Source organism: Heliomicrobium modesticaldum Ice1 (assembly GCF_000019165.1).
GTDB lineage: Bacteria > Bacillota > Desulfitobacteriia > Heliobacteriales > Heliobacteriaceae > Heliomicrobium > Heliomicrobium modesticaldum.
In genome coordinates, this window is the sequence record NC_010337.2 from 2,998,900 (window position 1) to 3,025,719 (window position 26,820).

The window sequence follows — 26,820 nt, forward strand, 5'->3', positions numbered from 1 at the left end:
CATCTCAAACCCTCCATCTGCGAACCGGAGTTGCGGACCCTAAGGACGCAGCAGACCCCGCTGACTCCGATGATACTGCGGAAGCCGCCAATGCCGGCAATGATGCTACGGAAGCAGCTAACCCTCCCGATACAGCTTGCGACCCAACTGCCGACCCCTCCGCCGCCTCGCTCATCTTCTCCAACGCGACGATCAAGCGCCGGTTCTCCTCCGGCTGTCCCACGGTGATGCGCAAGGTGCCGTCGAGGCTCGGCCCGCCGCCAAGCTTGCGGATCAGCACGCCCCGGTCCATCAGCGCCTTGTGGATCGACGCCGCCAAGGCGGCACGAGCTGCCGGCGATTCGCCGCGCAGGCGTAAGAAGACATAGTTGGCGTCGGTGGGAAAGACGTCCCAGTCGAAGCGCTTCAGCTGCGGGAGCAAGGTCTCCCGCTCGGCCAGAATGGTTTTCACCTGATTCTCGAAGGCCGCCCTTTCTTCCAAGGCGATGGCGGCCGATCGCTGGGAGAAGGCGTTCACGTTGAAGGGCTGGCGGACCTTGTGGATCTCGTTGATGATCGCCCGGGAGGCCATCGTGTAGCCGACGCGCAGGCCGGCCAGGGCAAAAGCCTTAGAAAAGGTGCGCATGACGATCAGGTTCGGGAACTCGCCGATCCGCCCGACCATCGATTTTCCATAAAACTCGTAGTAGGCCTCGTCGACGATGACGATCTTGTCGGTGCCGCGCAGGACTGCCACGATATCTTCTTCGGCGAAGCTGTTACCCGTCGGGTTGTTGGGGTTGCAGATGATGATCACCCGCGACTCCTCCCGGCTGGCGGCGGAGAGCAGGCCTTCCACATCGAGGCGGAAGGTACCGGCCTCTTCGAGCAACGGCACATCGATCACCTGGCCGCCCATATAGCGGGTGGCCATGGCGTACATGACAAAGGTGGGGTTGGAGATGACCGTCGCCAGGCCGGGGCCGCCGAAGGTCAGCAGGATGAGCTGGATGGCCTCGTCGGAGCCGTTGCTGATAAGGATCTCGGCGGGGTCGCGCCCTGTGTAGGCGCTCAAGGCTTGGCGCAGGTCTTTAGCCTCCCCGTCAGGGTAGCGGGAAAAGGGGTAGGCGGCCAGGTCTTTTTGCAGCTTTTCCACATAAGAGGCCGGCCAAGGGAAGGGGTTTTCGTTGGCGTCCACCTTGACCCCTTCCGGATAGACCTTGGCCTGGTAGGGCACGATGTGGCGGATGTCTTGCCGCACCCAGCGCAATGGATCGTTCATTGGCGGACGTCCTTTCTTATCTCTTTTACAGCAGATGGATTCTTATTTCCAGCCAGGTTTATCGTTCTTTTCCAGTTGCTCCAAGCAGTTTTATTTTGTCGGAGGCGGCTTTTTTTCGTCCGGTTTAGCTGATTCGATTACTTCTCCAGCCGCACCGCCACGGCATTGGCATGGGCGTCGAGCCCCTCCGCCTTCGCCAAAGCGATGATATCCTTCGCGTCACGATCGAAGCGCACCTTCGAGTAGGCGATAAGGCTCGTCTTTTTCTGGAAGGTGTCCACATTGAGGGGTGAGTAGAAACGGGCAGTGCCGCCCGTGGGCAGGACGTGGTTGGGGCCGGCGAAGTAGTCGCCCACCGGCTCCGGCGAGTAAGGGCCGAGGAAGATGGCGCCGGCCTGGGTCAGCTTGCCCAAAAGGGCGAAGGGCGCCTCCGTCAGCACCTCCAGGTGCTCCGGCGCGAAGCGGTTCGAGACCTGGCAAGCCTCTTCCAGGTCCTTGACGATGAAGATGGCGCCGTTGTCGCGCAGGGCCTGCTCCATGATCTCTCGGCGCGGCAGGGTCGCCAGTTGGCGCGCGATCTCCGCCTCGACGGCATCGGCCAAGGCAGCCGACGGGGTGACGAGGACGGTCGCCGCCCGGACGTCATGCTCGGCCTGGGAGAGGAAGTCGGCAGCTACATAGGCCGGCGCTGCGCTCTCGTCGGCGATGACGAGGACCTCTGAGGGGCCGGCGAGCATATCGATGTCCACGGTCCCGTAGACCTGTTTCTTCGCCAGGGTCACATAGATGTTGCCGGGGCCGGTGATCTTGTCGACAGCCTTCAAGCCGACGCCGAAGGCCATGGCGGCGACAGCCTGGGCGCCGCCCATGCGGTACACCTCGTCGACGCCGGCCTCTTTCGCCGCCACCAGCGAGTAAGGGTTGATCGACCCATCCTTGCCGGGCGGCGTCGCCATGACCACCTGAGGCACGCCGGCCACTTTGGCCGGCACGGCGTTCATCAGCACCGACGATGGGTAAGAGGCGAGTCCGCCGGGGACGTAGACGCCGACCCGCTCCAAGGGGCGGATCAACTGGCCCAGCATCGTCCCGTCGGCTTCCGGTTCGATCCAGGAGGGCCGAAGTTGTTTTTCGTGGAAGCGGCGGATGTTCTCGCAGGCGCGGCGCAGGGCCGCCAGCACGCTTGGATCGACCTGGCTGTAAGCGGCATCGATCTCGGCTTCGCTGACACGGAAGTTCGACTCGTCCACATCGGCGCCGTCGAAGCGCTTCGTGTACGCGAAGAGGGCTGCCGTACCCTGGTTACGGACGTTGGCGATGACCTCGGCGACCCGCTCGGCAACGGCAACATCGTCAAAGCTCTTTTTCTGTAGGTAGGCGTCGGCCTCGGCCGACGGATAGCTGATGCGACGCACCATCTTAATAGGTCACCTCTTTGTCTTTCACGAGGCTGCGCACCCGCTCGACGAAGGGCTGGATGCGCTTATGTTTCAAGCGATAGGACACCCGGTTGGCGACCAGACGGGCCGTGGCCGTAAAGATCTCCTCCACTGCCGTCAGGTTATTTTCCTTTAAAGTCCGCCCCGTCGAGACGATGTCGACGATCATATCAGCGAGACCGACAGCAGGCGCCAGTTCGATGTTGCCGTGGAGCTTGATGATCTCCACCTGCATCCCTTTTTCAGCGAAAAAGCTTTCGGCGACTTTGGGAAACTTGGTGGCGACGCGGCGGTAGTTGAACTGGGTCAGGTCGCGCCCCTTGGCGGCCGCATCGGGAAGGGCCACGACGAAGCGGCAGAAGCCGAAGCGGAGGTCGACCAGCTCCATGATGTCCTTATCCTGTTCGACGATGGTATCCTTGCCGACGATGCCGAAGTCGGCGGCGCCATACTCGACAAAGGTGGGAATGTCGGTGGGGCGGCAGATGATGTACTTGACCCGGTCTTTTTCCTGGTGGATGACCAGCTTGCGGCTGTTTTCGGACAGTCCTTTCGTGTTCAGACCGGCCTCCCGGAGCAGTTCAACGGCGTCGTCAAAGAGCTTCCCTTTCGGCAACGCCACCGTGAGCATATCCTTCATCGTCCCAATCCCCCCTGTTGTTCCTGGTTGGGCGGACCCGCCAAAGCCGCATCGGGCTTCGAAACAGCCCCCGCATCAAGCGCCGACGCGCCTTCCGTAGCCGGCAGCGGCGCGCCTTCTGCATCCGGCCCCGACGTGCCTTCTGCAACCGGAACCGGCGCAGCGTCCGACGGCGAGCCCATCAGGTTTCCGATTTCAGAGAGGATCGGTCCCTTCTCCAGGTCCGAACGCTCCCCTTCTGAATCGCCGTCCTGCCCCGCAGGGTAGTAAAACCACTGGGCGATCGCCCGGGCGGCGGCGTACTGTTCCAGTTCCGCCTCGCTCCGGTTCATCAGGTCGATCTCGACGCTGAGGCCGTTCTTGCGCATCCGCACGGCCTCGGCCATGATCTTGCAGGGGTTGCCGCCGCCGATAACGACGTCTGACGCCGGCGCCGGTTTCGGTTCGCGGGAGCGGGACAGCGCCAGGAGCACCCGATCGATCCCGAGGGCAAAACCGGTTGCAGGGGTGTCAAAGCCGAACTGGCCAAGCAGGCTGTCATAACGGCCGCCGCCGCAGATGGGAAAGCCAAGACCGACCGTGTAGCTTTCAAAGACGACGCCGGTGTAGTAATCAAAGCCGCGCAGGACGCCCAGGTCGATAGCCACATAGTCCTCAACGCCGAAGGCCCGCAGGCCCTCGTAGACGGTCCGCAGGTTCTCCAAGCCGCGGCGGGCGCGGTCGTTGACGGCCAGCGGCAGCGCCTGGATGAGCACCTCCCGCCCGCCATGCAGCGTGGGGAGCGTCAAGAGCAGGTCGGACTGTGCCTTGTCAAGGCCTGACGTGGCCAGCAGCTCTTCCAGGCTGACAAAGTCCTTCTTCGCCACCAGCGCCCGCACACGGGCTTTCGTAGCGGCGTCAAGGGGCAACTCTTCCATGACGCCGTTGAAGACCTCGATCTGGCCAAGGGAGATCTGAAAATCCTCCAGTCCGGAGGCACGCAAGGCCTCGACGGCCATGGCGATCACCTCAGCGTCGGCCAGGGGTCCCGGCGCGCCGATCAGCTCAACGCCGGCCTGGGAGATCTCCCGCTGCCGGCCCGCCTGGGGCTCTTCATAGCGAAAGACATTGGCGACATAAAAGAGGCGTTGCGGAAAGGGACACTGCCGCAACCGCGTCGCCACCAACCGGGCGATGGGCGTCGTCATCTCGGGACGCAAGGCCAGGATGCGGCCCTGGCGGTCAAAAAACTGGAAAAGCCGATCCCGGATCTCCTCCCCCGTGTCGAGGGCCAACGTGTCCAGGTACTCCACTGTCGGTGTAGCCACCTCCTGGTAGCCCCAAGAGGAGAACAATTTCACCCATTCGTTTTCCAATAAGCGTTTTTCCCGGGCATTGCCGGGCAGCAGGTCCCGCATCCCCGGCGGGATCTGCAGCAGGTTTCCCTCTTTGGCCATCGTATCGCCATCCCCTTTTCTCCGCTGCTCTATCACTTAATTACTTTATCGCTTCACCTTATTGAAGTAAAAGTGACATAGTTAGCTTATCACGGGGTCTGGGGGGTGTCAACGCTTTTTTTCTCGCGCAACCGTTGGAGGATCAGGCGGTATCCGTCGGCGCCGTAGATGAGGCAGCGCTTGACCCGGGAGATGGTAGCCGGGCTAGCGCCGGTCTTTTCGGCGATATGGGTATAGGTCGCATCCTGTTCCAACATCTTCGCCACATCCAGCCGTTGGGCCAGCGCCTTCAGTTCGGCGACGGTGCAGATATCTTCAAAAAAACGGTAGCACTCATCCACGTCGCCCAGCAGGAGGATAGCCTCGAAGAGCCTGTCCAAGGCCGGATCCTTCAGTTTCGATATCGTCAAAGCAGTACACCGTTCCTTTCTCCATAGAAAAATATTCCTATGTTGAAATTCCTGCATCATCGACCCATGACTAGACGGTTGCCCGTCCCCGCCAGAGGAATCTCCACAGGCGTTAATTCCCGGAGAACTTCCGGTACTCGTTATCAAGCAATGCCTTTGGCGTAATTCTTCAAATTTTTAGCCGCATTATGATCCCGGTCATGGTGGACGCCACAGCTTGGGCAATCCCATTCCCGAACCGAAAGGGGCAATTCTTCCCGGACATAACCACAGGCGGAGCAAGTCTTGCTGCTTGGATAAAACCGATGGACCAAAGTCAACTTCGACCCGTACCATGCGGTTTTGTATCCCAACTGCCGCCGAAACTCTCCCCAGCCAACATCGGCTATGTGCCGGGCCAAAGAGCCATTTCGCATCATCCCACGGACATTCAGATCCTCCATCACGATTTCCGACTTGGTTTTCGCCAGATTCGTGGTGAGCTTATGCAAAAAGTCCTGCCGGATGTTGCGAATTCGCCGATGCAAACGGGCCAAAGCCAAGGCGCTTTTCTTTCTATTGGTGGAGCCTTTCTGTTTTCGGCTGTGCTTTTTGGACAACCGCCTTAACCGCTTTAGGAATTTGTCCAAAGGCTTTGGAGCCTCAACCTTCGTTCCGTCCGATAAGACTGCAAAATGATTCAGGCCAACGTCAATGCCGACAATAGGCCCTAAGACAGGTGCAGGATCGGGAATCTCCACCTCGCAAGCCAAGCTGACAAACCAACGGTCAGCCTCCCGGCTCACCGTAGCCGAAAGAATCCTCCCTCTGATCCATGGTTCTTCCTTCAGCCGAATCACGCCCAACCGAGGCAATTGAACCGCCTTTCCATTGACTTTGATGGCTCCCGTCAACCGGAAAGAATCATCTTGGCCCTTCTTCTTGAATCTTGGAAAGCCAACCTTTTGCCCAAGTTTCAGACCACGGAAGAAGTTCTTGAATGCCTTATCCAAGTCCCGCAAAGCCTCCTGCGGAGCGCATTTTGAGACTTCGTACATCCAGGGAAACTCCGTCTGCTTGAGCTGGTTTAGCTCCCGGTGCTGGGCTATGGCGTTTGTCGATTTCTTTTCCGCTTCATACAGAGTTATTCGCCGGGCTAGGCCCCAATTGTAGGCAAATCGGGCCGTTCCGGCGTGTTGGGCCAACAGAATTCGTTGGGCGACGTTGGGCTTTAACTCATACCGATAAGCCCGGTTAATCTTCACCCTGCATCATCGCTTCCATCGCTTTTTTCGCTTTATTGGCCGCCGATCTTCGTCCATATAACCGAGCGCAAAAAGAAGTCAGCACTTCGATCATATCTTGAACCAAGTCGTCCTTTAGCTCCGATTGATCTACGACCACTATCCGCCGTCCCTGGGCGACCAAAGCCGACTCCACATATTCAAAGCCAAACCGCATCAAGCGATCCCGATGCCCACCACAATCACCTTAACCTTTGGGTCGGCCAATAGTTTCATAAGCTTAGGACGGCGGCCATTTAATCCGGAACCGATCTCCGTAACCGCCCTTCCCACATCCCATCCCTGTTCATTGGCATAAGTCAAAAGGCGTGAAACCTGCCTGTCCAGGTCGCTTTTCTGGTCTGCGCTGGATACTCTTGCATACAAGGCCACTTTCCCTTCGGGTTTCCCTCCCTCTTGAACAAGAATCGTCCCTGTCGGCATTTGTACTGCCGGCACAGGCAACTTTCCAACCTTGAGCCATTGCCAGGCGGTTCGATAGGTAATCCCGTTTTTCTTTGCCCATTCACTAAGCTTCATAAAAATATTATATCACATAATTAAATATTTTTCTATATTTTAATGGACAGCTTTTAGCCCCTGCTCTCTTTGGTTTTGTTATGTAGACTAATTCTTGTTATCGACGCGCTTTTCCTTTTTTATGCTGAACCAGTTCTGCCTTTTTCGACACTGCTGCGACAGCAAACTTGAGACAACCTCCCCCTTCTGGTATACTGAAAGAAATTATTTGAAAAAGCATCAACAGGGCTAGAACAGAAGCCTGGGCAGGAGGCATTCGGCGTGTACACCTTCGGAATGTTCACTAGCATCTGGCAATGGCTGGTGGTTTTGGCTATTGTGTTGCTCCTCTTCGGCGCAAAGCGGCTTCCCGAGATCGGCAAGGGACTCGGTCAGAGCATCCGCGAATTCAAAGAGGAGGTTACCCCGGAGAAGAGGCCCGGTGACAAAGCCAAGCCGGTCGACGCCCGGGTCGTCGATAGCGAAAAGCAGGAGGGGACGACCTGATCAAAAATGCCCACGTCGGGCGCACCCAAAAGGGCGGCTGGATCAGACCAGCCGCCCTTTTCTTCTGCTTCGTTATTTGTTCTGCTTCGTTGCGTGTCCTTGCAGCTTGTCGCTACTCCAACCCGCCCGCCATCAGCACGCCCACCTGATGAGGCGCGCTGACTGTCGGTTCCGAGTGACCGCTGCCGTTGAGGGTGTACAGATCGAAGTGACCATCCATCCCGTTGCCTTTGATCCGGTCATAGTTGGGACCGGCGCCATAATTGCCGCTGCGCCAGGACACGTTGGCCAGATAAGGGGCGCTGTCCACACCGGCGTGGGGCATGCCAGAGACGGAGGCGGCGATTTTGCGGCCCTCTACGTGGAGGATGAAGGGCCGGCGGTTCCAGGTAAAGCCACCGAAGATCTCTTTCATGACTTGTGTATCGGCGGCGGTCAGCGTTTCCACATCGGCGTGGTTGGCCCCCATGGTGCGCTGGATCATGAAGCTTCGTCCGGTCGACAAATCTACGAGCTTGCCCACCTTGCCGGTACTGAATAGGTACTGCCCCTGGCTGAGCCAATCAAGCACCTCGCCGAACTGGGGTCCCAGGATCGGCTGCGCGGCCACGTGATGGACAGGGATCTTCAGCACCTGACCGACTTTGATTTGGGAACCGTCGCCCAGGCCGTTGACAGCGCAGAGCTCGTCCTTCAGGATCCCCTGTCGTTCTGCAATCGACCAGACCGTATCACCGCTGACAACGGTGTAGGACTGGTAGGTCACCGTATCTCTAGAGGTGTCGACAGGGATTTTCGCAGCGAAAATGTTGGCCGGCGCTGGGACGGGGGTGATGTTCTGATTCACCCGAAGGACAGAGCGGTAGAGATAGCCGACCCCGAGAGGGGATTGTGCCTTAAACCAGTCGCCCGACTTACCGAGAATGGTGACCGTCGTACCGGGCTGGAGGTAGCCGATGGCAGAGGCGCTAAAACTGGGGCTGCTGAAAAAGGTGCCGGAGCTGGACATGGTGGCCGTGACGGTCACCGCCGGTGGAAGTTGAGGCAGGATCGTCAGGTTCTGCCCCACGTAGAGGACATCGAAGGTTAAGCCGTTGAGGCTTTGGATGGAGGAAATGGTCGTGCCGAACTTTTGGGAGAGCCGCCAGAGGCTATCACCACTCATGACCTTGTAGGTGATCCGGCCGTTTACGGGCTTGTATACCTGAAGCAGGTCTCCCTTCGCGACGCTGACGAGTCCCAAGGTATTACAGAGGAAGTCAGCAGGGACCATGAAGCGGTTGCCGGTCATGACCATCGGGGCCGGGGCGTTGATATGCTTGCCGTTAAAAGTGACCGTCGGTGAGTTCAGCAAAAACACTGCTTCATTATCGCCCACCTTGACGGTTCCCTGGTTCGTGTTGGCGTCAAAGATAAAGCTGCCGCCAAGGGCGCTCGCCAGCTCCTTTGCCGGAACCTGCAGGACGCCTTGCTGGAGCACAGGGGCCACATTGGCCGTAAGAAGCGTGTTGTCTACGTAGACCTGGGGAACAGCCGCCTGGGCCGGAGACAGAAGGCTTCCATTCAGAAGCGCCCCGAGCGAGAGTCCGCCGATGAGCAACCATTTGCTGATGCCTTGCCTTGCTGCCACGCAAAAACAACCACCTTTTCCATGAATTTTTTAAGTGATTCTCGATGATTCAGCTAATTTTCTGATCATCAAGGCTGAACCCAGCGCAACGGCATGGAACGACAGTATGTATAAAACTTGTATCATAGTCATTCGGAGGAAAAACAAAGAGAACGGGGGTATCTCCCCGTTCTCCTTTTATTTCCATATTTATTTTAGTTCCAAAGGCGCTTCCGGATTGCTCTGCATCGATTCGGTGATCGATTTGGTCACGGTCCCAGCACCGTTGAGGCCGAGCTTACACCTTCGGTAGGTTGTTCAAACTCTTCGCCAGTGCCTCTTCCGAGTAGGGCACGTCCTTGAGCCCGCCGGAGAGGTAGGCCTCGTAAGCGCCCAGATCAAAGATGCCGTGGCCGGAGAGGCAGAAGAGAATGGTGCGGGCTTCGCCGGCCTCTTTGGCTGCTTTCGCCTCGGCGATGGCGCCGGCGATGGCGTGAGCCGATTCGGGCGCCGGGATGATCCCTTCGCTGCGGGCGAACGCAAGGGCGGCTTCGAAGATGGTCCTCTGTCCATAGGCTTGGGCTTCCAAGAAGCCTTCGTGGTAGAGTTGGCTGACGAGCGGCGAGTCGCCATGGTAGCGGAGACCTCCGGAATGGAAGCCAGGGGGGATGAAGTCGTGGCCGAGGGTGTACATCTTGGCCACCGGCGTCAACTTGGCCAGGTCGCCGTAGTCGTAGGCGTAAACGCCCTTGGTCAGCGTCGGGCAGGCGTCGGGTTCGACGGCAACGAGACGCACCTTCTTGCCCTGGAAGCGGTCGGCCAAGAAGGGGAAGGCGATGCCGGCGAAGTTGCTTCCGCCGCCGCAGCAGCCAAGGACCACATCAGGGTATTCGTCGACCATGGCCAATTGGGCTTTCGCCTCCAGGCCGATGACCGTCTGGTGCAGGATGACATGGTTCAAAACGCTGCCGAGGGCGTAATTGGTGTCCTCCCGGGAGACGGCGTCCTCGACGGCTTCGGAGATGGCGATGCCCAGGCTGCCGGGCGAATCAGGGTTCAACTCAAGGACCTGGCGGCCGGAGGCGGTGCGCATCGACGGCGACGGGATGACTTCGGCGCCGTAGACCTGCATGAAGGCTTTGCGGTAGGGCTTCTGGTTGTAGGAGACCTTCACCATGTAGACGACACATTCCAGGCCGAAGAAGGTGCAGGCCAGCGACAAAGCGCTTCCCCACTGGCCGGCGCCCGTTTCCGTGGCCAGCCGTTTGATGCCGGCCGCCTTGTTATAGTAGGCCTGCGGGAGGGCCGTGTTCAGTTTGTGGCTGCCGGCTGGACTGGTTCCCTCGTATTTATAGTAAATCTTTGCCGGCGTGTCGAGGAGCTTTTCCAATCCCGTGGCGCGGTAGACGGGCGTAGGCCGCCACTGCTTGTACAGTTCCCGCACCTCTTCGGGGATCTCAACCCAGCGTTCGGTGCTGACCTCCTGCTTGATCAATTCCATCGGGAAAAGGGGCGTCAAATCGGCCGGTCCCAGGGGCTGCAAGGTGCCGGGATGGAGGGCCGGCTCGGCCGGGTTCGGCATGTCAGCCTGTACGTTGTACCAGGCAGTGGGGATGGATTTCTCGTCCAGCATGATTTTGCGAATCGGTTCGCTCACGCTCGTCTCTCCTCTCCTCTTATGAAACATCGCTTCCTTTGATCTGAGGCGCTGGTGCCATCGACCATGGGTCCATTGTACCGATTGGGGAGAGGGGGCGGCAAGCACCTTTTTCCGAATCTTTTCTTCCTGTTACCGCTTCCGTCCCAGCCGGAATCCGTGACGGAAAAACTCCACGGCTTTGCCCAACAGGTCATCGGTCTGTTCTTCCTGTTCCTGCGTCACAGGATCCGGGGTCCTTCTCCCCTGCGTCCCCGGCGCCTGTGCCGCTTGCTCTCGATTGCGTTGCGCCGTTTCACCGGTTTTACCTTTCGTCTCCCTTTCAGACGAGGCCGTCAACGCCGCCACGAATTCGGCTTCGTCGCTAGGGAAAGTCTTCTCCGATAGCTTCAAGGCAGCTGCGCTCTCTTCGCCTATTCGCGCGCCGCCAATCCCCATTCGCTCGTCGCGCATCCGCCGCAACTCCCGGCGCATCTTCTCTTGTCCCTTTTGCAGTTCCTCCCGCAAGGCTTCCGAATGCGCCAACTGGGCGCGGGTGATCTCCAATTCGTCTCGCAGTGACGTGAGCAAGGCCGGCGAACAGGATTCCATGAGATCGCGGAGCCGCTTCACCTCTCGCTGGAGGCGTTCCAGCTCCTCCTTGATCAGCAGGTCGTGGATCTCCTCGTAAAGGCGCGCCTTGCCGATGAGCAGTTCCTCCTCCGGGGACCAGGAACGCCCTTCCGGCGGAGTCTCCAGTTCCTCCCGAAAGCCCAACCGCCCCTTCAACTCGCGGTTCTCTTGCTCCAAAAGGAAGAGAAGCTCGGACAACTGCTCACGCCGCTCCTCCGATCGGCTCAGTTCCATCTCCAAAGCGGCAGCCTTCTGGCGCAGTTCCTCCACAACAAGAGGCGCCGTCTCTTCCAGGCGCGCCAGCAACCGCTTGTTTTCCGCCTCCAGGCGGTCCCGCTCGTCTTCGACGAGCATGCGGCGGTACTCTTCCTGGCGGCGGGCCTTCTCCACTTCGGCGGACAGATCGGCAGGCGCTACTGCGACGATGCCCCCGCCCTCTGACAGGGCCAGCTTGCGTTTCAAATCATCCCGTTCTTGTTCCAGGTCGTACAACTGCGCGAGGACGACGCGACGGCGCTCCTCGGAACGCTTCAGTTCACCCTCCGTCCGGCTGAGGCGCTTTTCCAGTTCCTCGATCCGCTGCGGGCTGAGGTTAGCCAACTGGGCCGCCAATTGGCTGTTCTCCCGGCGCAGCCGGCTCAATTCGGAGGCGAAGCGGGAGCGGTCTTTCTGGGTCTGGTCCAAAAGGGCCTGTTTCAAACGTTCCTTCTCGCGAGGTCCTTTCCAGACGGACCAGCAGCGGCTGACGATGCGCTGCACGGCCAGATGGGGATTGTCGAGCCACTCGTCAACCCACCAGTAGCCGAAAGGCTTCACTTTGCAGTCCGGTTGGACAAGGATGGTATAGAGGCGATTTTGAGACAGCGCCCGCAAGACCGCCGGATCATCAAAGATCAAGAAATTGTCGGCTTCCTGCTGGACGAGGAGGAGAAACTGTCCGCCGGCCTGCGCCGCCTCCGTGACGGCCAAGGCCACCTCATCGGCCTTATTCATGTCAGCCGCATGCACCTGCAACTGAAAACGGCGCCCTTTGCGCAGTTGATGGCGCAAGCCCGGCAAAGCGGTATCCTTATTCCCGATCACCAGGTGAAGGCGCACCGACCCGCGCGCGGCGTCGACAGGCCACTCCCGCCGGGGACGGCGACCCAGCAGCCCCTCAGCAGCCAGGCGCTTCGCCTGTAGGTGACGCGGCGTCTCCCCTGAAGAGAGCCCTTCCAGGTTCTTCACCTGCAGCCATTCCAGCCGTTTGCCTCGCTTGGTCGAAGACCAGACGACGGGATGACCGACAGCGGCGACGACCATGCCCGGCTGAAAACGAATAGCCAGATGCTCCGGCACCATCCAGTACATGGTCCGGCCCTCCTCGTCGAGGACCGACCAAAGGCATGCCTGGCCGATGGGCATTCGCTCCGGCAGCAGTTCCGCTTTGACACGGAATTCGATCGCGGCCAGCGCCTCTTTGGCTTCTTTTTCCAGGATGCGGTTCATGCCGTCAAAAAAGGCGCGGACCGTAAAGCGTTTCACCTGTTTTCGCTCACCTTTCTGCCGGTTTGATCTTCAGTGCATCCTCCTCCCTTTTTCCACGCCGAGCCCCTCTTTCCCTGCCGGACGACTATCAGCTAACTCATTCCAGCCAAGACGATCGAAGAAACTCGAATCCCGAAATATGGAATCTTTTAATCGAGAGAGAAAAACAGCGAAAACCGAACATATGTTCGTACTCTTTCCTTCTCCTGGCCTTTCTCCAAGTTTGTCCATTTCTCACCGGGCTGGTAAGCTGTAACCGTGACGCGAACAAATGTTCGAAAGGAGGTGATCCACAATGGCAGTCAGCAAAAGCCCCATCAGCGCCAGCCTGCGCCTCATCGCCCAGACGGGAACAAACGCCAAAGGAGAGCCCCTGTTCCAAAACCGGGACTTCAAAGGCCTGAAACCGTCGGCGACCGATGACAACGTCTACGCCGCCGCTGAAGCGCTGTCCGGCCTGATGAGCATCCCCGTCAGCCGGATCGCCCGCGTCGACACGAACCAACTGATCGAAGCCTAATCCCCTTGCCCGCGCGCAACAGTCTCATGGTTGCTTCAAGCAGGCCATAAAAGACAAGCAAAGGAGGTGATGCAACGTGGCTACAAAAGAGATGCTGGAACTGGTCTTCACCAACCAAATGGGGCGGGAAGTGGTTCTACGAGTCAAAGATCCCAAAGCAGATCTCACCCCCGCCCAGGTGGCGGCGGCCATGGACACGATCATTGCCTCGAACGTCTTCACCACCACCGGCGGCGACCTGGTCAACAAAAAAGATGTCCGACTGGTGTCGTCCAGCGTGACCGACCTCTGGAACCCCTAATCTGTCCCATCCCGACCTTTAAGCATCGCCCTCGGCACTCACCGGGAACGCCTTGACATAAGGGAGGTGCACATGTGGACACCGTTCTCCAATCCGTCGCCAACGTGGGTTTTCCTGTGGCCCTGGCCGCCTACCTCTTGGTTCGCATGGAGGGGAGATTGGAAGCGCTCACCGGCGCCATCAGCGAGTTGACCAAATTGGTGGAAATCCTCAAAGAGCAGCTCTAACGTGCCGGCAAATGTGGCAGCCCGATAGAACTGCTCCCGGATCAGCCACCCTTCTGAACAGACGAAAGGGAGAGCTTATTGAGCAGCTCTCCCTTTCGTTTGTTCATGTGTTGCCATCCTATTTTTTGCCAACCAGGGTCTGCTGACGGCTAAATGAAAACGTTTTTCATTTACACAAATTCAGCCTGCGCCCTTGCCTGGACGAGAGAACTGGTAATAAAGGCCGGAGAATGGCCGACACTCTAATTGACAATGATTTTCATTCTCTGTTAAATTACTCTCAGTGATAACACTACCGTTCCGCACCGCGGCTTCGGATAAAGGAGAGCGATAGGCATGGGCTTTTTACAGGGCTGGTTTGTCCGGAGCGAAAGGCCGCAATCGGAAGCGCCCCCGCCGGTGACAATCTACCGGGATCGACCCCCCGCATGGCTGAATAGAGAGATAGAACGGTTGACGGCGCAGGTTCAGGAAGCGATGCGCTGCGGCAGCGACTTGATCGCTGCAGGGGAGGAGATGCAATGCCAGGTAGTCGAGGCGAACGAAACGGCCTTGTGCAGTCAAGGCATGGTGGAAGAATTAAACCGCCATGTGCAAAAGGCCCTTGCCGAGGTCGGTGAGGCCCAGCGTTCCCTCGAACAAGCAAAAAGGCTCGCCGTCAACGGCGCCGATGTCCTCCGTAACGCCAGCCAGGAGTTGACAGGCATCCACAGCCGGGTGGAACAGGCCGCGCAACTCAACGCCCAACTCCAGGCGCACGCCCGTCAACTGGACGGGATGTTGTCGGCCATCCACACCATCGCCGGTCAGACGAAACTGCTAGCCTTGAACGCCACCATCGAAGCGGCCCGGGCCGGTGAGGCCGGACGGGGTTTTTCCGTAGTGGCCGAGGAAGTGGGAAGGCTGGCTACCAAGAGCCGTGAAACGGTCCAACAGGTGTCGGCGGCGCTGCGCCAGATCCAACAAAATTCTCTGCAAGCCGCTCAGGTCATGACGGAAGGGACAAAAGGCATCCGGGACGGGCTGCATTCGGTGCGCCAGGTGCAACAGACCTTGCAATCCATCATCGGACAGATCACCGGCTCTGCCAGCGGGCTGGCCCGTTCCTACGAAAGCGTGCAGGCGCTCGATCTGGGGATCGACGCCGTGCGTCAGATCGCCCAGGAGGTAGCCGAGGTGATCGCCCGCTGCTCCCAGACAACAGGCCAAGCGATTACGGCTTCACAACTCCAGGCGCAATTGATGGAGACGCTCTTACAAAAACTGCTGGAAGTCCAATCACGCTGCCTGCACTGCCCCTTTCCGATCAAGGAGGATGAACAGAATGCGCTCTCCGCTTAGCATGGTCAACCGGGGACGGCAGGTGATCATTCATCAGGTCGAAGGTTGTCGGAAAACGAAGCGTCATCTGGAAGAGATGGGCTTCCTTCCCGGAACGATAGTCGCCGTTTGCCAGACCAGCGGGGGACCGATGGTGGTAGAGGTCCGGGGCAGCAAGGTCATGCTGGGAAAAAGCCTGGCAGAGAATATCAAGGTGATCCATTGTTGCGAAAGGGAGGTCGGCAGGTGAAAACCCTCAAAGATGTCAAACCGGGCCAATCCGCCGTCGTCGATAAGGTGTTGGTCACCGGAACCGCCAAAGGCCGTCTGATGGCCATGGGGGTCTTAAAAGGCGCCACCATCGGCGTCGTCAAAGTAGCCCCCCTGGGCGATCCTATTGAGGTACAAATCAAAGGGTATAACCTCTCTTTTCGCAAGTCCGAAGCCGAACAAATCATGGTCCTATGAGGATATAGGAGGGATGCAACGTCATGTCTGCCATCACCGTCGCCCTCGCCGGCAACCCGAACACCGGCAAAACGACCCTCTTTAACGCCCTCACGGGCGCCCACCAGCACATCGGCAACTGGCCCGGCGTTACCGTGGAAAAGGCCGTCGGCCGGTTGAAAAAAGCGGATAAAACCTTCACCATCGTCGATCTGCCCGGTACATACAGCATCAGCGCCTATTCCCTGGAAGAACGCATCGTTGCCGATTATCTCAACCGGGAAAAACCGGACGTCGTCGTCAATGTGGTCGACGCCTCCAATTTGGAACGAAACCTCTACCTGACGGTACAACTGATCGAAGCCGGGACGCCCCTGCTGATCGCCTTGAACATGGTCGACGAAGCCAAGCAGAAAGGCGTTCAGATTGACACAGATGCCCTGAGCCGCTGTCTCGGCGTCCCTGTGGCGCCCACCGTGGCGACGCGCAAAGAAGGCCTCCGAGATTTGGTGGAGCGCTTCGACCCAGCCGCCTACCAATCTAAGGCGCAGCAGGATCCCTTGCTGACCGAGTACCTGGCCCAGGCCGATTCCCTGCGGGCGGCTGAAGACGAGGACGCCTTGATCGAAGCCCGCTACGCCTTCATTTCCGATGTGCTGGCGCGATCGGCGCGGACGGAGGGACCTTTGGAGGCGTCCTTCAGCGACAGACTGGACAACATTCTGACCCACCGCGTTCTCGGCATCCCCATCTTCCTGACCCTAATGTACCTCATGTTCGAGGTGACCTTTACCTGGGTCGGTCAACCGCTGGCCGATCTGCTCGATGGCTGGATCAGCGGACCTTTCACCGAGTGGGCGTCGGAATCCCTCGTCTCCCTCGGCGTCGCCGAATGGATGCAGTCGCTCATCGTCGACGGGATCATCGCAGGCGTAGGCGGTGTCGTCGTCTTCGCCCCCATCATCTTCACGCTCTTTTTGTTCATCAGCATCCTCGACGGCTCCGGTTACATGGCCCGCGTCGCCTTCATCATGGACCAGGCCATGCGCAAGATCGGCCTCTCCGGCAAAGCCTTCCTGCCCATGCTGATCGGCTTCGGCTGCTCCGTCCCGGCCATCATGGGCGCCCGCGTCCTCGATTCGGAGCGGGATCGCCGCATCGCCGCGCTGATCGCGCCGTTGATGTCCTGCAGCGCCCGTTTGCCCGTCTACGCCCTCTTCACCGCCCTCTTTTTCGCCGAAAAGGAAAGCCTCGTCGTCTTCTCCCTCTACGTGCTCGGCATCGCGCTAGCCATCTTGATGGGGATCCTCTTCAAGAAGACCCTCTTGAAGGGCGAATCTGAGCCTTTCGTCATGGAGCTGCCCCCCTACCGTTTGCCCTCCTGGCAGACGGTATTGACCCAGACTTGGGAAAAGGGCAAGGGCTTCTTAATCAAAGCCGACACGATCATCTTCAGCATGTCCGTGGTGATCTGGCTCCTCAGCAATTTCAACCTGGAAGGTCCCGCCGAGATCCAAGACAGCTTCCTCGCCGCTATCGGCAGCATCATCGCCCCCCTCTTCACCTTCCACGGTTTCGCCTCCTGGGAATCTGGCGTAGCCATCCTCACAGGGATCCTGGCCAAAGAGGCTGTCATCTCCACCCTCGGTATCGTCTACGGCATCGGCGAGCTGTCCGAAGAGGCCGTCGATGCGGCCGCCCAGATGCTGCCCATCGCCCAAGTCCACTTTACCGCCCTCTCCGCCTACGCCTTCATGGTCTTCACCCTCATCTACACGCCCTGCATGGCCGCCCTGGCCACCCTGAAAAAAGAGCTCGGATCGTGGAAATGGACCTTGCTGGGCGCCCTTTACCCCTTCGCATTGGCCTGGCTGATGTCGCTGGTGGTGTACCAGGTTGGACGGTTGCTAGGGTTTGAGGGGTGAGCGCAAACTGGGACGTGGCAGATGCATGCCGGAATCTGGCAGAATTTGTGCTAAGGCTCTTGCAGAAATGATCCTTCTTGTAAAAGCATGCTGAGGATCGTAGAAAACTTGCCGGGCTTGGCCAGACTGGCTGGGCTCTGTCTGAAGCGTTAGGAGGGAACCGAATGGAAGTCATCACCGCTTTTTTGGCAACTGCCGGACTGGCGCTCGCGATCGGCTGGTTGACGCTGCGCGGTTTCTACCGAGAAGCGAAAAACTTGAAAGAGGGATCCTGTCACTGCGCCTCCGGTGGCTGCAGCGGATGTGACGGCAAATGCGCCTGTCGTAGCGACGAGTGTTTCGAGACAGCAAAAGAGCCCTCCTGCTGCGGCAGGGAGGGCTCCAACTCCTGTTATTATTTTTAGACCTCGTAGCGATGATCCAGTCTTTCCGCTACTCTCAGTTCGGAAACCTGGTCGCCGCTGTTCAGGGCTGCTGCCTCGCTGACACAGAGCAACCGCGCCTGTTCCATGACGGTGGACAGGGCTTTCTCGCGATTGTCCGGGGGGTAGTTGTATTTCTTCAACAGCCGCTTGATGATCATCTTCATTCTTGCCTGGACGCTGCTTCTCAGGCTCCAGTCGACGGTCATGTTCCGCTTGATCTGCTGGGTCAGATCCCTGGCGATTTGTTTGAGGATCTCGTCGCCCATGAGTTCTCTCGCCGATTCATTGTCGGCTAAGGCGTCATAGAAGGCCAATTCGTCTTCGGTCAGGCCCGTGTTTTCACCCCGGCCATGAGCCTTGTTCACTTCTTTGGCCAGTTCGATCAGTTCGATGATCACCTGGGTCGTCTCAATGGTACGGTTCTGGTACTTCTTGATGGCCTGTTCCAGCATTTCGGAAAACTTTTTAGAAAGGATCAGGTTCTTGCGAGCGAAGGCTTTGACCTTGCCTTTGAGCAGGCGGTTGAGTAGTTCGACAGCCAGGTTTTTCTGCTTCATCACCCGCACTTCTTCAAGGAACTCATCGGACAGGATGGCGATGTTGGGCTTTTGCAGGCCTACGGCCTGCAGGATGTCGATGACCTCGTTCGAGGAGATCGACTTGGAGATCAACTGGTTTAACTGGGCGTCCAAGTGGGCGCCTGTTCTCTTTTTTGTGTTCTCCGGGATCATCTTGATGATGCCCGCTTTGACGGCCTTGTGGAAGCCCACTTCCAAGTTGAGCTTTTCTGCCGCGTCGGTGGTGGCGCAGAGGGAGTAGGCCTTGGACAGTTCCGTGACGAGGCGCATGTATTCATCTTTGCGCTCACGGAGCCCGATGACGAAGTCGATCGTTTCGACGATGGCCTGCATGCGGTCGCTGGCTTTGCCTGTGAAAAACTTGCTGTAGTCGTGGCCGTGAAGCATCTCTTGGATCAGGTCATACTTCTCCAGCATGACCTCCGCCGCCTGGTCCGTGTCGACGCCGGTCGTCTGCTTGTCGCTTTCCGTGTAATCTCGCAAGGCGGCTTTCAGGTTCTCAGCGATGCCGATGTAGTCGACGACTAAGCCGCCCTGCTTTTCCCGAAAGACGCGGTTGACCCTAGCTATGGCCTGCATCAGGTTGTGGCCGCCCATAGGCTTATCGATGTACATGGTGTGCATGCTGGGCACGTCGAAGCCGGTGAGCCACATGTCGCGGACGATGACCAGTTTCAGTTCATCATCGTTGTCTTTCATGCGCTTGGCGAGGCGATCACGAGTGGCCTTCGTACCGATGAAGGGCTGCCATTCCTTCGGGTCGGCGGAGCCCCCCGTCATGACCACCTTGATGACGCCTCTGTCTAGATCATCGCTGTGCCATTCGGGACGGAGGGTGACGATGGCATGATACAGGTCGACGGCGATGCGCCGGGACATGACGACGATCATGGCTTTGCCGACGGCGGTCTCCTGGGCGGCCTGACGTTTCTCGAAGTGCTCGACGATGTCTCGGGCCACCACCTGGATCCGCTCGTCGGCGCCGACGATGGCTTCCAGGCGGGACCACTTGGACTTCAGCTTTTCTTTTTGCTCGTATTCCTGATGTTCGGTGATCTCTTCGTATTCCTCATCGACGACGGGCTTCATCTCGTCGGGCAGGTCGAGCTTGGCGATGCGGCTCTCGTAGTAGATCTTGACGGTGGTGCCGTCTTCAACGGCGCGGGTCATGTCATAGATGTCGATGTAATCGCCGAAGACGGCGCGGGTGTTCTTATCGGTCAGTTCGATGGGCGTGCCGGTAAAGCCGATGTAGGAGGCGTTGGGCAGGGCGTCGCGCATATATTTGGCGTAGCCGTATTTGATGTCCGCTTCGTCTTTTCCTTCCACCACATCGGCGCCGAAGCCGTACTGGCTGCGGTGGGCCTCGTCGGCGATGACGATGACATTTTTTCGGTCTGTCAACACGGGGATGCGATCACCCTTGGCTTCGGGGGCGAATTTGTGGATGGTGGTGAAGATGATCCCGCCGGCCTCCCGCTCCAAGAGGCGGCGCAGATCGGCCCGGTCTTTCGCTTGCACCGGCGTCTGCCGAAGCAGGTCTTTTGAACGGGCGAAGGCGCCGAAGAGTTGATCGTCTAAATCATTGCGGTCAGTGATGACGACGATGGTCGGATTGTCCAACTCCTCTGCCAGAACCAATTTACCGGTGTAAAAGACCATGGAAAGACTCTTGCCGGAACCTTGCGTGTGCCATATGACGCCAATCCGACGGTCGCCCTTTTCTAACGTCGCCCGGACGGTGCTGTCGACGGCTTTGTTGACGGCATGGTACTGGTGATAGCCCGCCAGGAGCTTGTAGGTATCGCGGCCATCGGTCTGGAAGGTGATGAAGTGCCTGACGATGTCGAGGAGCCGGCGCTTGTCGAACATGCCTTTAATTAGGACTTCCAGTTGGGGGATCGACAATGGCGCCACATCGTCGCCGTCGATGGTCCGCCACATCATGAAGCGGTCTTCATCAGCCGTCAGCGTCCCTGCCCTGGCGTTGATCCCGTCGCTCGTCACCATGAAGGCGTTATATGTAAAGAGCGAGGGGATGGTCTGCTTGTAGGTCTGTAGTTGGTTGAAGCCTTCGCTGATGCCGACCTCTTCATCGGAACTGCTCTTCAGTTCGATGACGACGAGGGGGATGCCGTTGACGAAGACGACCATGTCGGGCCGTTTCTCCACCCGGTTTTCGATGACGGTGAACTGGTTGACGACGAGCCAGTCGTTATTATCAACACGGCAGGGGTCAAAATCGAAGACCATGGCTTTTGCATAGCGGACAGCGCCGCCTTTGTGGCGGTAACTTATGTCGATCCCGTCGGTGATCAGCTTGTGGAAGGCCTTGTTGTTCATGAGCAGGCTCGGGCTCTGGGGGATGGCGATCTGCCGGTAGGCGTCCTCGATGGCTTCGGGAGGCAGGTGCGGGTTGATCCGCTGGAGCGCGTCTCGCAACCGATCCTGGAGGATGACGTCGCCATAGTCTTCCCGTTCCGGGTAATCGCCGCCCGGCGAGAGTTCGGGGGCGAAGGCGGTTTCATAGTTCAGTTCCTGAAACCATTCCAGGGCGGCCTCTTCCAGTTCCGATTCGCAGAACGCCTGGTGTTGCGACATCTGAGAGCCTCCTTTGCAGGGCAAAGTAGAAACGATTATCTATGAAATGATGTTCGTTTGTTTTCTAGCACTGTTCCTTAATTGAGGCCGTCTAGAAAATAAGCAAATTCCCTAGCCAGCCCTTGCAAAAGCATGATTTTTTAATACAAACAGCAAAAAACTAGAGTCTTTTTATCGGTCTCACCGGCCCTTTTTGAGGATTTTCCTCAAAAAGGGCAGATCTCCCCCTTGCACCTTATGCGGCTTTTTTGAAAGCAACACCGCGTAAGGCACTCACCTCCAACACCATGGTTGCATTCTTATCATTTCGTAGACGGTTGAGTTTTTGAAAGTTCGCCGCTAACGCGCTGAGCCGGGCGGCATAAGCCAGATTTCGTTTTCCGATACGGCGAACCCGGCGCAGTCCGTAACGGTTGACCAGTTCATTTTGCTTGGCTTCGATGCGGCTGCGAAGACGCATCTGTTCCTTATAGATTTTCGTTTGGGAGTGCTTTGCCGCCTCGAGCATGACACCATAGGCGTTGTGAATAAAAATCGTGCGCCGATGTTTCTTTTCTTTAAAACAGGTCGTGTAACGAGGGCAGTGCTTGCAATCATGGTCCTTGGCGCGAAGCACGAAGTTCTTCCCATCTGCCACTTCCGAATAGGTGGTGATGACTTTTCCTCTCGGGCAGATCAGTTGTGTTTGGTCTTCGGAAACTTGAAATCCCTCGCCCGCGAGGATATCACATTTTGTCTTTGGTGAAAGTGGCGCCACTACGTCAATGCCTTTTTCCTTGAGGGTGACACGGTCATCGCCCGCACCATAGTGGGTATCTCCAATGATCGTCGGGTTTTCTACACAATCGGTGGGAAGCTGATCCGCTAACGGCACCAGACTGGAGCCGTCATAGTCGTTGGCTTTCATGGCCTCGGCGGCGGCGATAAATCCGGAATTTCCGACTTCGACGATGGCCATCTTATACCCGCGCCATTTCGTCTTGCCCTTACAACCGAAACGGGCTTCGCTGTCTACAGCCGAAACTATCATATCTTTGACAGAACCGCCGGGGGCTATCTCAAGAGTTCCATCATCTTTCCGAATGATTCGTTCACGGAGGATACGGCAAAGCAAAAGGGCGTAATGAATGACATCGGGCTTCTTCTTCCACGAAGCCTCCGATGACTCCACGTAGGCCAGCAGTTCGTCAGCCTCGCTGACCACTTCAACAAGCCGTTCCATTTTGGCCTTATCGTCCAGGTTATGCTCTTTCACTTCCGTCACTGTTTCCAGGTAACGTACCGCCCGAGGGGCATGGGGGATTGCATGCCATGGAACACTGTATTGCTTCGCCAAAAGACGCACCAACAGGCGCATGGCTTGGCGGATCAGTTCGATGGTCGTGGGGGCACTGATGGGAGCTATGACATGGGTCGTGTCCGTTATCCAAGGTTCTTTCCCTGTCAAAACGCCCAGGTAGTACATCAACCGGATAAAGCGATCGAGATAGACCTTATCAAGTTCCTTTTGGATGAGCCGTTGCCGGTGGACGCCAAAATTGGCGTGATCAATGCCCGGTTCATCGAGGGCCATTCCTAACGCAAACTTGACCTCGATGTTCACACGTGTCTGTGCTTCCATCCCCCGGTCTGTTTCGCCCAGCATTTCCTGTAACATGCAGGCCATCGTCATCTGCCGGGCCGCATGACTGGGACGTCCGTTGTCAAGGCAATAGAGACCTGTAAAATCCTCCGGTTGTATTAATAGGGGCGCCAATTCACGAAACAGGCGAAAGACGGAATCGGCAGGCACAAGTTGGTCCCAGAGGGCTGCAAAGTCGTAAAAGCTAACTTGGGGGTCCACATCGAATCGAAACAAGGTACATCGCCTCGCTATAAACAGTCTTTGTACCTATATCCTTCGACGCGAAGAGTCGAATTCCCTTTAAATTCCACCAATTTCCATATAAAAACGTCTTGCTTTTTGCCCTCTCTTGAGGGGGTTTTTAGACAGACTCTAATTGGGACTCTGATTTCTCCGGACATGAGTCTGGGGAGGAGAGAGTCTCGAACTTCTGCCAAATCATTATTTTCCTTGACGTTGTTACTCATTAACCCAAAGATGCAATGGATAATTCTGTTAAACTCAGTCACACTTTTATCATCCGGCAATATAATTCGATATCTAGCCATATCGGACCAATTTGTGCGCGGCATCTTCGTTCCTGTAGCTACTGAATTCGCATAAGAGACAAAAGCGTCGGAATAAGCGATACAAAGTACATAACCAAACCAATTCGTTGAAATCGGTTGGATAACTAAGATCCTGAATCCGTGAGTCGACTTAGCAGTACCCCAATGATTTTCCACAAAAAGTAATTCGTATTACAAGAATTTAATCCAATTTCCTTAGATAGCCATTTGAACACGTCGCCTTATCAAAGAAGGTGGTGCCGTCAAGAAACGAGATCCATAAAAGCGTATAGCAAAGCTAACCTTTGACACATTTTACATCCAAAGGTCTATCCCATCGAATGAATTTGATTTTTTAGGAAATTCTTGCCGTTTACGAAAAAGCAAGATAGAGATCCTTAAACGTTGCGTACCAGGGACTATGCGCCCCGAGCCGGAGCTTCACTTGTCTGGCATGTCTCACCAATCGAGACGCAATGGTGATCACATTTTGAAGTACCGTGCGTATCCGGCGGCGCTGCGTATGGGCCTTTCTCTTTAGGGGAGAATCCGGATGGTGTAAGCTCATTTGACCAACGATGCGAAGCAGGTTATAGGCAAGCGCACCGAAATGAAAGACCAGATCATTGACCTTAAATTTTCCACTAGGCAGTCGTTCCAAATCAAGGTCCGTTTTTAACTCGCTATGGAATTGCTCGCTGGTTCCGTGATCTCTTTGCAAATGGATCAATTCTTCCGGCGAGACGGGTAACGACGTCCAGTACGTGGCCACTTCTAACTCTGGAAGCAGCAATTGCTGCCCATTGGACAAGATGGTTCGTTCCACGACATGGAAAACCACCCGTTCACGTTGTTCCATATCGCCGACCTTCCACATTACGCTGCCCGTATACTCCACTTTTCCTTCCCGAACAATTCGGGCCTGCCCATTTTTAAGGGCGATGTCCCTCCACATTTCGGGAGTTTCTTGGCGAAGGTTGCCTTTGATTATGTAGTCAACATTCTCTGCGCGGAGGACACGTATGTTATCGACGCTGTCAAAGCCGGAATCCATGCGTACCAGAAGCTTCTCAGCTCCGCACTGGCGTGCGTAATTGATGCTCTTTGTTAAGAACTGGGGCGTTCCTTTCTGGCTATGATCTTTGCCCGGACGCAGCTCAACGTTTATGCAGTAGCCTTCCTGACCGAGGTAGGCCAGTATGGGCGCAAAGCCATCATGACCTTTGTAGGTGCGCGTCACCCCCTCTTTTTTGGAACCGGAATTATCCAATGGCGTCACATCTACGTCTACCGTCAGATAGTCCGTAGCGCCGACCCGAACAGGTGTCAAGGGAACTTTTGCTTTTTTGATGAGACGAGCAGATTCTTCCATAATGATGTCGTTCCATTTCAAATCCGTCTCAACAACCTTTTCAAATCGTTGTCGTAACGTGGGACTGGAGGGTACGATGTCGACGCCCATGGCGTATCGAAAAAAGTCATCTCCACGAGCCAGCTCAATCGCATCGAAGTCATTCTTTCCCTGACAGAGAAGGCCCAGGTAGCTCAGAGCAACAGTTCCGTGGCTTATATCTGGTGTCAAACAAGTGGGCACAGTGGACTTATCCAATCGCAATTTCAATGAAGTCTTTCTTAACAAGGCGCCCACGAGCGCCAATCCAGTTACCGGTGTAAGCTCCTCATTCGATTGCTCGATAATGAACTTCTTTATGGTCATGCATTCACCCCGTCGGTGAGTTTAAATCACTCCGATTAAACTCGTTTATCTCTATTATACGGGGAAATGCGCTGAATTTCGACTATTTACTTCTTAGCGCTGTCACGGATTCAGGTAAAAGGGTTTAATTTTTCCATCGCAACCTTTTTTGCGACAGTACCGTTTTTTAAATATTCAGGGGGATTGAATAGAATAGCGTCCTCTAATAAAACCTCTCTCCATCCTTCAAAACTCATACCCAATCGCCCCCAGTCTTCGCCGAATTTCCTCTTCCAGATGCCTCGACTTGGCGAACATCTCGGCTAATTCACCAGTCAAGCGCGACATCTTCTCATCAAAGGCTTCCGTATCGGCTTCCACTTCCTCGACGCCAACATATCTTCCCGGCGTGAGGATGTATTCGTGCTCCCGAACCTCCGCCAAAGTAGCAGACTTACAGAAGCCCTTCACATCCTCATATCCTTCCCCTTTTTTCCAGTTGCGATAAGTCTGGGCGATCCTTTGTATATCCTCTTCGCTGAGAACGCGGTGCTTGCGATCTTCCATGTAGCCCATCTTGCGGGCATCGATGAAGAGGATTTCATCGCTCCGGTCTCGTAAGCCCTTGGGCATTTTGTTCTTACTGAGAAACCAGAGGCAGACGGGGATGGTGACGGTATAAAAGAGATTTGACGGCATGGTGACGATGCAGTCGACGAGCTTCGCTTCGATGATGTTTTTGCGGATCTCACTCTCGTTGGACGTGTTGGTCAACATGGATCCATTGGCCATGACAAAACCGGCAACGCCGCTGGGCGACAGCTTGGAGATGATGTGCTGAATCCAGGCGTAGTTAGCGTTGTTGGCCGGGGGCAGGCCGTATTTCCAGCGGGCGTCGTTGGCAAGCCGGTTGGCGCCCCAGTCTTTGATGTTGAAGGGCGGGTTGGCCAGGATATAGTCGGCCCGCAGCGATTTATGCAGGTCGTTGGCGAAGGTGTCGTCGTCCCGCTCGCCCAGGTTGGCGTCGATGCCCCGAATGGACAGGTTCATCTTACAGAGGCGCCAGGTGGTGGCGGTATACTCCTGGCCATAGACATGGATATCGTCGCGGCGGCCCTGGTGTTCTTCGACGAAGCGCTGGCTCTGAACGAACATGCCGCCGCTGCCGCAGCAGGGGTCGTAAATTCTCCCTTTGTAGGGTTCGATCATCTCGACGAGGAGTTTGACGATGGACGGGGGCGTGTAGAATTCCCCTTCAGAGGAGCCGAACTTGCCGAGGAAGTATTCGTAGACGCGGCCCAAGACGTCTTTGGCTTTCGCTTCCTTGTCGCCCACTTTGAAGGAGAAGAGGTCGATCAGTTCGCCGAGCTTCGTTTTGTCCAGCTCGGGACGGGCGTAGTTTTTAGGGAGGACGCCTTTGAGGGAGGGGTTGTTTTTTTCAATGGCCACCATGGCGTCGTCGATGATCTGGCCGATGGTCGGCTGTTTCGCCTGCTCCTTGATGTAATCCCAGCGGGCTTCCGGGGGGACGAAGAAGATGTTGTCCTCCATGTAGGCGTCGATGTCCTCTTCAAAGCCCTCCCCTTCTGCGACCAGTTCGTTGTATTTTTCCTCAAAGGAATCGGAGATGTATTTAAGGAAGATCAGGCCCAGGACGACATGTTTGTATTCCGAGGCTTCGATGTTGCCGCGCAGTTTGTCGGCCATTTCCAGAGACTCTTTTCGAATC

At 56.8% G+C, this 26,820-nt stretch carries 23 protein-coding genes and 1 pseudogene; 9 read left to right on the forward strand and 15 right to left on the reverse strand.

The window, feature by feature from the left end; translation table 11 throughout:
• Positions 1 to 4: 4 nt before the first annotated feature.
• The 7 genes and pseudogenes from hisC to HM1_RS13905 all read right to left on the reverse strand — a co-directional run bounded on the left by hisC (position 5) and on the right by HM1_RS13905 (position 6,988).
• A complete protein-coding gene (gene hisC / locus HM1_RS13875) occupies positions 5 to 1,261 on the reverse strand; it encodes a histidinol-phosphate transaminase (protein ID WP_012284031.1) in 1,257 nt (418 codons plus the stop codon).
• A gap of 137 nt (positions 1,262 to 1,398) precedes the next feature.
• Positions 1,399 to 2,679: a histidinol dehydrogenase gene (gene hisD, locus HM1_RS13880; RefSeq protein WP_012284033.1), complete on the reverse strand. Its 1,281-nt coding sequence runs from the start codon at positions 2,677 to 2,679 to the stop codon at positions 1,399 to 1,401.
• Between the two features lies 1 nt (position 2,680).
• On the reverse strand, positions 2,681 to 3,340 hold the full coding sequence (hisG, locus tag HM1_RS13885; protein WP_012284034.1) for an ATP phosphoribosyltransferase: 660 nt from the start codon (positions 3,338 to 3,340) through the stop codon (positions 2,681 to 2,683).
• A complete protein-coding gene (gene hisZ / locus HM1_RS13890; protein WP_012284035.1) occupies positions 3,337 to 4,776 on the reverse strand; it encodes an ATP phosphoribosyltransferase regulatory subunit in 1,440 nt (479 codons plus the stop codon). The genes hisG and hisZ overlap by 4 nt, the downstream gene beginning before the upstream one ends.
• A gap of 89 nt (positions 4,777 to 4,865) precedes the next feature.
• Positions 4,866 to 5,186: a YerC/YecD family TrpR-related protein gene (locus HM1_RS13895; protein WP_012284036.1), complete on the reverse strand. Its 321-nt coding sequence runs from the start codon at positions 5,184 to 5,186 to the stop codon at positions 4,866 to 4,868.
• Positions 5,187 to 5,329: 143 nt separating this feature from the next.
• Positions 5,330 to 6,430 carry an RNA-guided endonuclease InsQ/TnpB family protein gene (locus HM1_RS13900; RefSeq protein ID WP_012284037.1) on the reverse strand — a complete coding sequence of 367 codons (1,101 nt, stop codon included), beginning with the start codon at positions 6,428 to 6,430 and terminating at the stop codon, positions 5,330 to 5,332.
• A pseudogene (locus HM1_RS13905) lies at positions 6,420 to 6,988 on the reverse strand (IS607 family transposase). The gene HM1_RS13900 and the pseudogene HM1_RS13905 overlap by 11 nt, the downstream one beginning before the upstream one ends.
• Positions 6,989 to 7,249: 261 nt before the next feature.
• On the opposite strand from HM1_RS13905, the gene tatA reads away from it, so the two are divergent.
• Positions 7,250 to 7,474: a twin-arginine translocase TatA/TatE family subunit gene (tatA, locus tag HM1_RS13910; RefSeq protein ID WP_012284039.1), complete on the forward strand. Its 225-nt coding sequence runs from the start codon at positions 7,250 to 7,252 to the stop codon at positions 7,472 to 7,474.
• Positions 7,475 to 7,586: 112 nt separating this feature from the next.
• On the opposite strand, the gene HM1_RS13915 is transcribed toward tatA, so the two are convergent.
• The 3 genes from HM1_RS13915 to HM1_RS13925 all read right to left on the reverse strand — a co-directional run bounded on the left by HM1_RS13915 (position 7,587) and on the right by HM1_RS13925 (position 12,876).
• Positions 7,587 to 9,104, reverse strand: a complete 1,518-nt coding sequence (locus HM1_RS13915) for a LysM peptidoglycan-binding domain-containing protein (protein WP_012284040.1) — start codon at positions 9,102 to 9,104, stop codon at positions 7,587 to 7,589.
• Positions 9,105 to 9,381: 277 nt separating this feature from the next.
• The gene (locus HM1_RS13920; protein WP_041315671.1) at positions 9,382 to 10,716 is read right to left on the reverse strand and encodes a TrpB-like pyridoxal phosphate-dependent enzyme; all 1,335 of its coding nucleotides are present in this window, start codon (positions 10,714 to 10,716) and stop codon (positions 9,382 to 9,384) included.
• A 156-nt stretch (positions 10,717 to 10,872) separates the two neighbouring features.
• On the reverse strand, positions 10,873 to 12,876 hold the full coding sequence (locus HM1_RS13925) for a hypothetical protein (RefSeq protein WP_012284042.1): 2,004 nt from the start codon (positions 12,874 to 12,876) through the stop codon (positions 10,873 to 10,875).
• Positions 12,877 to 13,174: 298 nt separating this feature from the next.
• On the opposite strand from HM1_RS13925, the gene HM1_RS13930 reads away from it, so the two are divergent.
• The 8 genes from HM1_RS13930 (at position 13,175) to HM1_RS13960 (ending at position 18,023) form a co-directional block, all read left to right on the forward strand.
• Positions 13,175 to 13,399: a DUF1659 domain-containing protein gene (locus HM1_RS13930; protein ID WP_012284043.1), complete on the forward strand. Its 225-nt coding sequence runs from the start codon at positions 13,175 to 13,177 to the stop codon at positions 13,397 to 13,399.
• A gap of 76 nt (positions 13,400 to 13,475) precedes the next feature.
• On the forward strand, positions 13,476 to 13,700 hold the full coding sequence (locus HM1_RS13935; RefSeq protein WP_012284044.1) for a DUF2922 domain-containing protein: 225 nt from the start codon (positions 13,476 to 13,478) through the stop codon (positions 13,698 to 13,700).
• 74 nt (positions 13,701 to 13,774) lie between these two features.
• The gene (locus HM1_RS14935) at positions 13,775 to 13,927 is read left to right on the forward strand and encodes a YvrJ family protein (protein WP_012284045.1); all 153 of its coding nucleotides are present in this window, start codon (positions 13,775 to 13,777) and stop codon (positions 13,925 to 13,927) included.
• A 336-nt stretch (positions 13,928 to 14,263) separates the two neighbouring features.
• Positions 14,264 to 15,268 (forward strand): methyl-accepting chemotaxis protein, encoded by a 1,005-nt coding sequence (locus HM1_RS13940; RefSeq protein ID WP_049754195.1) that lies wholly within the window; start codon positions 14,264 to 14,266, stop codon positions 15,266 to 15,268.
• A complete protein-coding gene (locus tag HM1_RS13945) occupies positions 15,252 to 15,497 on the forward strand; it encodes a FeoA family protein (protein WP_012284047.1) in 246 nt (81 codons plus the stop codon). The genes HM1_RS13940 and HM1_RS13945 overlap by 17 nt, the downstream gene beginning before the upstream one ends.
• Positions 15,494 to 15,715 carry a FeoA family protein gene (locus HM1_RS13950; protein WP_012284048.1) on the forward strand — a complete coding sequence of 74 codons (222 nt, stop codon included), beginning with the start codon at positions 15,494 to 15,496 and terminating at the stop codon, positions 15,713 to 15,715. The genes HM1_RS13945 and HM1_RS13950 overlap by 4 nt, the downstream gene beginning before the upstream one ends.
• Before the next feature lie 23 nt (positions 15,716 to 15,738).
• The gene (feoB, locus tag HM1_RS13955) at positions 15,739 to 17,619 is read left to right on the forward strand and encodes a ferrous iron transport protein B (RefSeq protein WP_012284049.1); all 1,881 of its coding nucleotides are present in this window, start codon (positions 15,739 to 15,741) and stop codon (positions 17,617 to 17,619) included.
• A gap of 164 nt (positions 17,620 to 17,783) precedes the next feature.
• Positions 17,784 to 18,023 (forward strand): hypothetical protein, encoded by a 240-nt coding sequence (locus HM1_RS13960; RefSeq protein ID WP_012284050.1) that lies wholly within the window; start codon positions 17,784 to 17,786, stop codon positions 18,021 to 18,023.
• Here the strand turns inward: HM1_RS13960 and HM1_RS13965 are convergent.
• From HM1_RS13965 to HM1_RS13980, 5 genes are all read right to left on the reverse strand, one after another.
• Complete coding sequence (locus HM1_RS13965) at positions 18,020 to 21,223, reverse strand: type I restriction endonuclease subunit R (protein WP_012284051.1); 3,204 nt, start codon at positions 21,221 to 21,223, stop codon at positions 18,020 to 18,022. The genes HM1_RS13960 and HM1_RS13965 overlap by 4 nt on opposite strands.
• Before the next feature lie 235 nt (positions 21,224 to 21,458).
• A complete protein-coding gene (locus HM1_RS13970; protein WP_012281187.1) occupies positions 21,459 to 23,081 on the reverse strand; it encodes an IS1182-like element ISHmo2 family transposase in 1,623 nt (540 codons plus the stop codon).
• Positions 23,082 to 23,768: 687 nt separating this feature from the next.
• Positions 23,769 to 25,112, reverse strand: a complete 1,344-nt coding sequence (locus tag HM1_RS13975) for an IS1380-like element ISHmo1 family transposase (protein ID WP_012284052.1) — start codon at positions 25,110 to 25,112, stop codon at positions 23,769 to 23,771.
• Positions 25,113 to 25,222: 110 nt separating this feature from the next.
• Complete coding sequence (locus HM1_RS16415; protein ID WP_012284053.1) at positions 25,223 to 25,348, reverse strand: hypothetical protein; 126 nt, start codon at positions 25,346 to 25,348, stop codon at positions 25,223 to 25,225.
• Positions 25,338 to 26,798: a type I restriction-modification system subunit M gene (locus HM1_RS13980; RefSeq protein ID WP_012284054.1), complete on the reverse strand. Its 1,461-nt coding sequence runs from the start codon at positions 26,796 to 26,798 to the stop codon at positions 25,338 to 25,340. Before HM1_RS13980 ends, HM1_RS16415 begins: the two co-directional genes overlap by 11 nt.
• Positions 26,799 to 26,820: the final 22 nt, after the last annotated feature.

What these genes read in the sequence shown, in the direction of transcription:
- hisC (WP_012284031.1), bottom strand. Translation starts at nt 1,261, where the DNA reads ATGAACGATCCATTGCGCTGGGTGCGGCAAGACATCCGCCACATCGTG.
- hisD (WP_012284033.1), bottom strand. Translation starts at nt 2,679, where the DNA reads ATGGTGCGTCGCATCAGCTATCCGTCGGCCGAGGCCGACGCCTACCTA.
- hisG (WP_012284034.1), bottom strand. Translation starts at nt 3,340, where the DNA reads ATGAAGGATATGCTCACGGTGGCGTTGCCGAAAGGGAAGCTCTTTGAC.
- hisZ (WP_012284035.1), bottom strand. Translation starts at nt 4,776, where the DNA reads ATGGCCAAAGAGGGAAACCTGCTGCAGATCCCGCCGGGGATGCGGGAC.
- HM1_RS13920 (WP_041315671.1), bottom strand. Translation starts at nt 10,716, where the DNA reads ATGCTGGACGAGAAATCCATCCCCACTGCCTGGTACAACGTACAGGCT.
- HM1_RS13930 (WP_012284043.1), top strand. Translation starts at nt 13,175, where the DNA reads ATGGCAGTCAGCAAAAGCCCCATCAGCGCCAGCCTGCGCCTCATCGCC.
- HM1_RS13940 (WP_049754195.1), top strand. Translation starts at nt 14,264, where the DNA reads ATGGGCTTTTTACAGGGCTGGTTTGTCCGGAGCGAAAGGCCGCAATCG.
- HM1_RS13945 (WP_012284047.1), top strand. Translation starts at nt 15,252, where the DNA reads ATGCGCTCTCCGCTTAGCATGGTCAACCGGGGACGGCAGGTGATCATT.
- feoB (WP_012284049.1), top strand. Translation starts at nt 15,739, where the DNA reads ATGTCTGCCATCACCGTCGCCCTCGCCGGCAACCCGAACACCGGCAAA.
- HM1_RS13960 (WP_012284050.1), top strand. Translation starts at nt 17,784, where the DNA reads ATGGAAGTCATCACCGCTTTTTTGGCAACTGCCGGACTGGCGCTCGCG.
- HM1_RS13965 (WP_012284051.1), bottom strand. Translation starts at nt 21,223, where the DNA reads ATGTCGCAACACCAGGCGTTCTGCGAATCGGAACTGGAAGAGGCCGCC.
- HM1_RS13975 (WP_012284052.1), bottom strand. Translation starts at nt 25,112, where the DNA reads ATGACCATAAAGAAGTTCATTATCGAGCAATCGAATGAGGAGCTTACA.
- HM1_RS16415 (WP_012284053.1), bottom strand. Translation starts at nt 25,348, where the DNA reads ATGAGTTTTGAAGGATGGAGAGAGGTTTTATTAGAGGACGCTATTCTA.
- HM1_RS13980 (WP_012284054.1), bottom strand. Translation starts at nt 26,798, where the DNA reads ATGGCCGACAAACTGCGCGGCAACATCGAAGCCTCGGAATACAAACAT.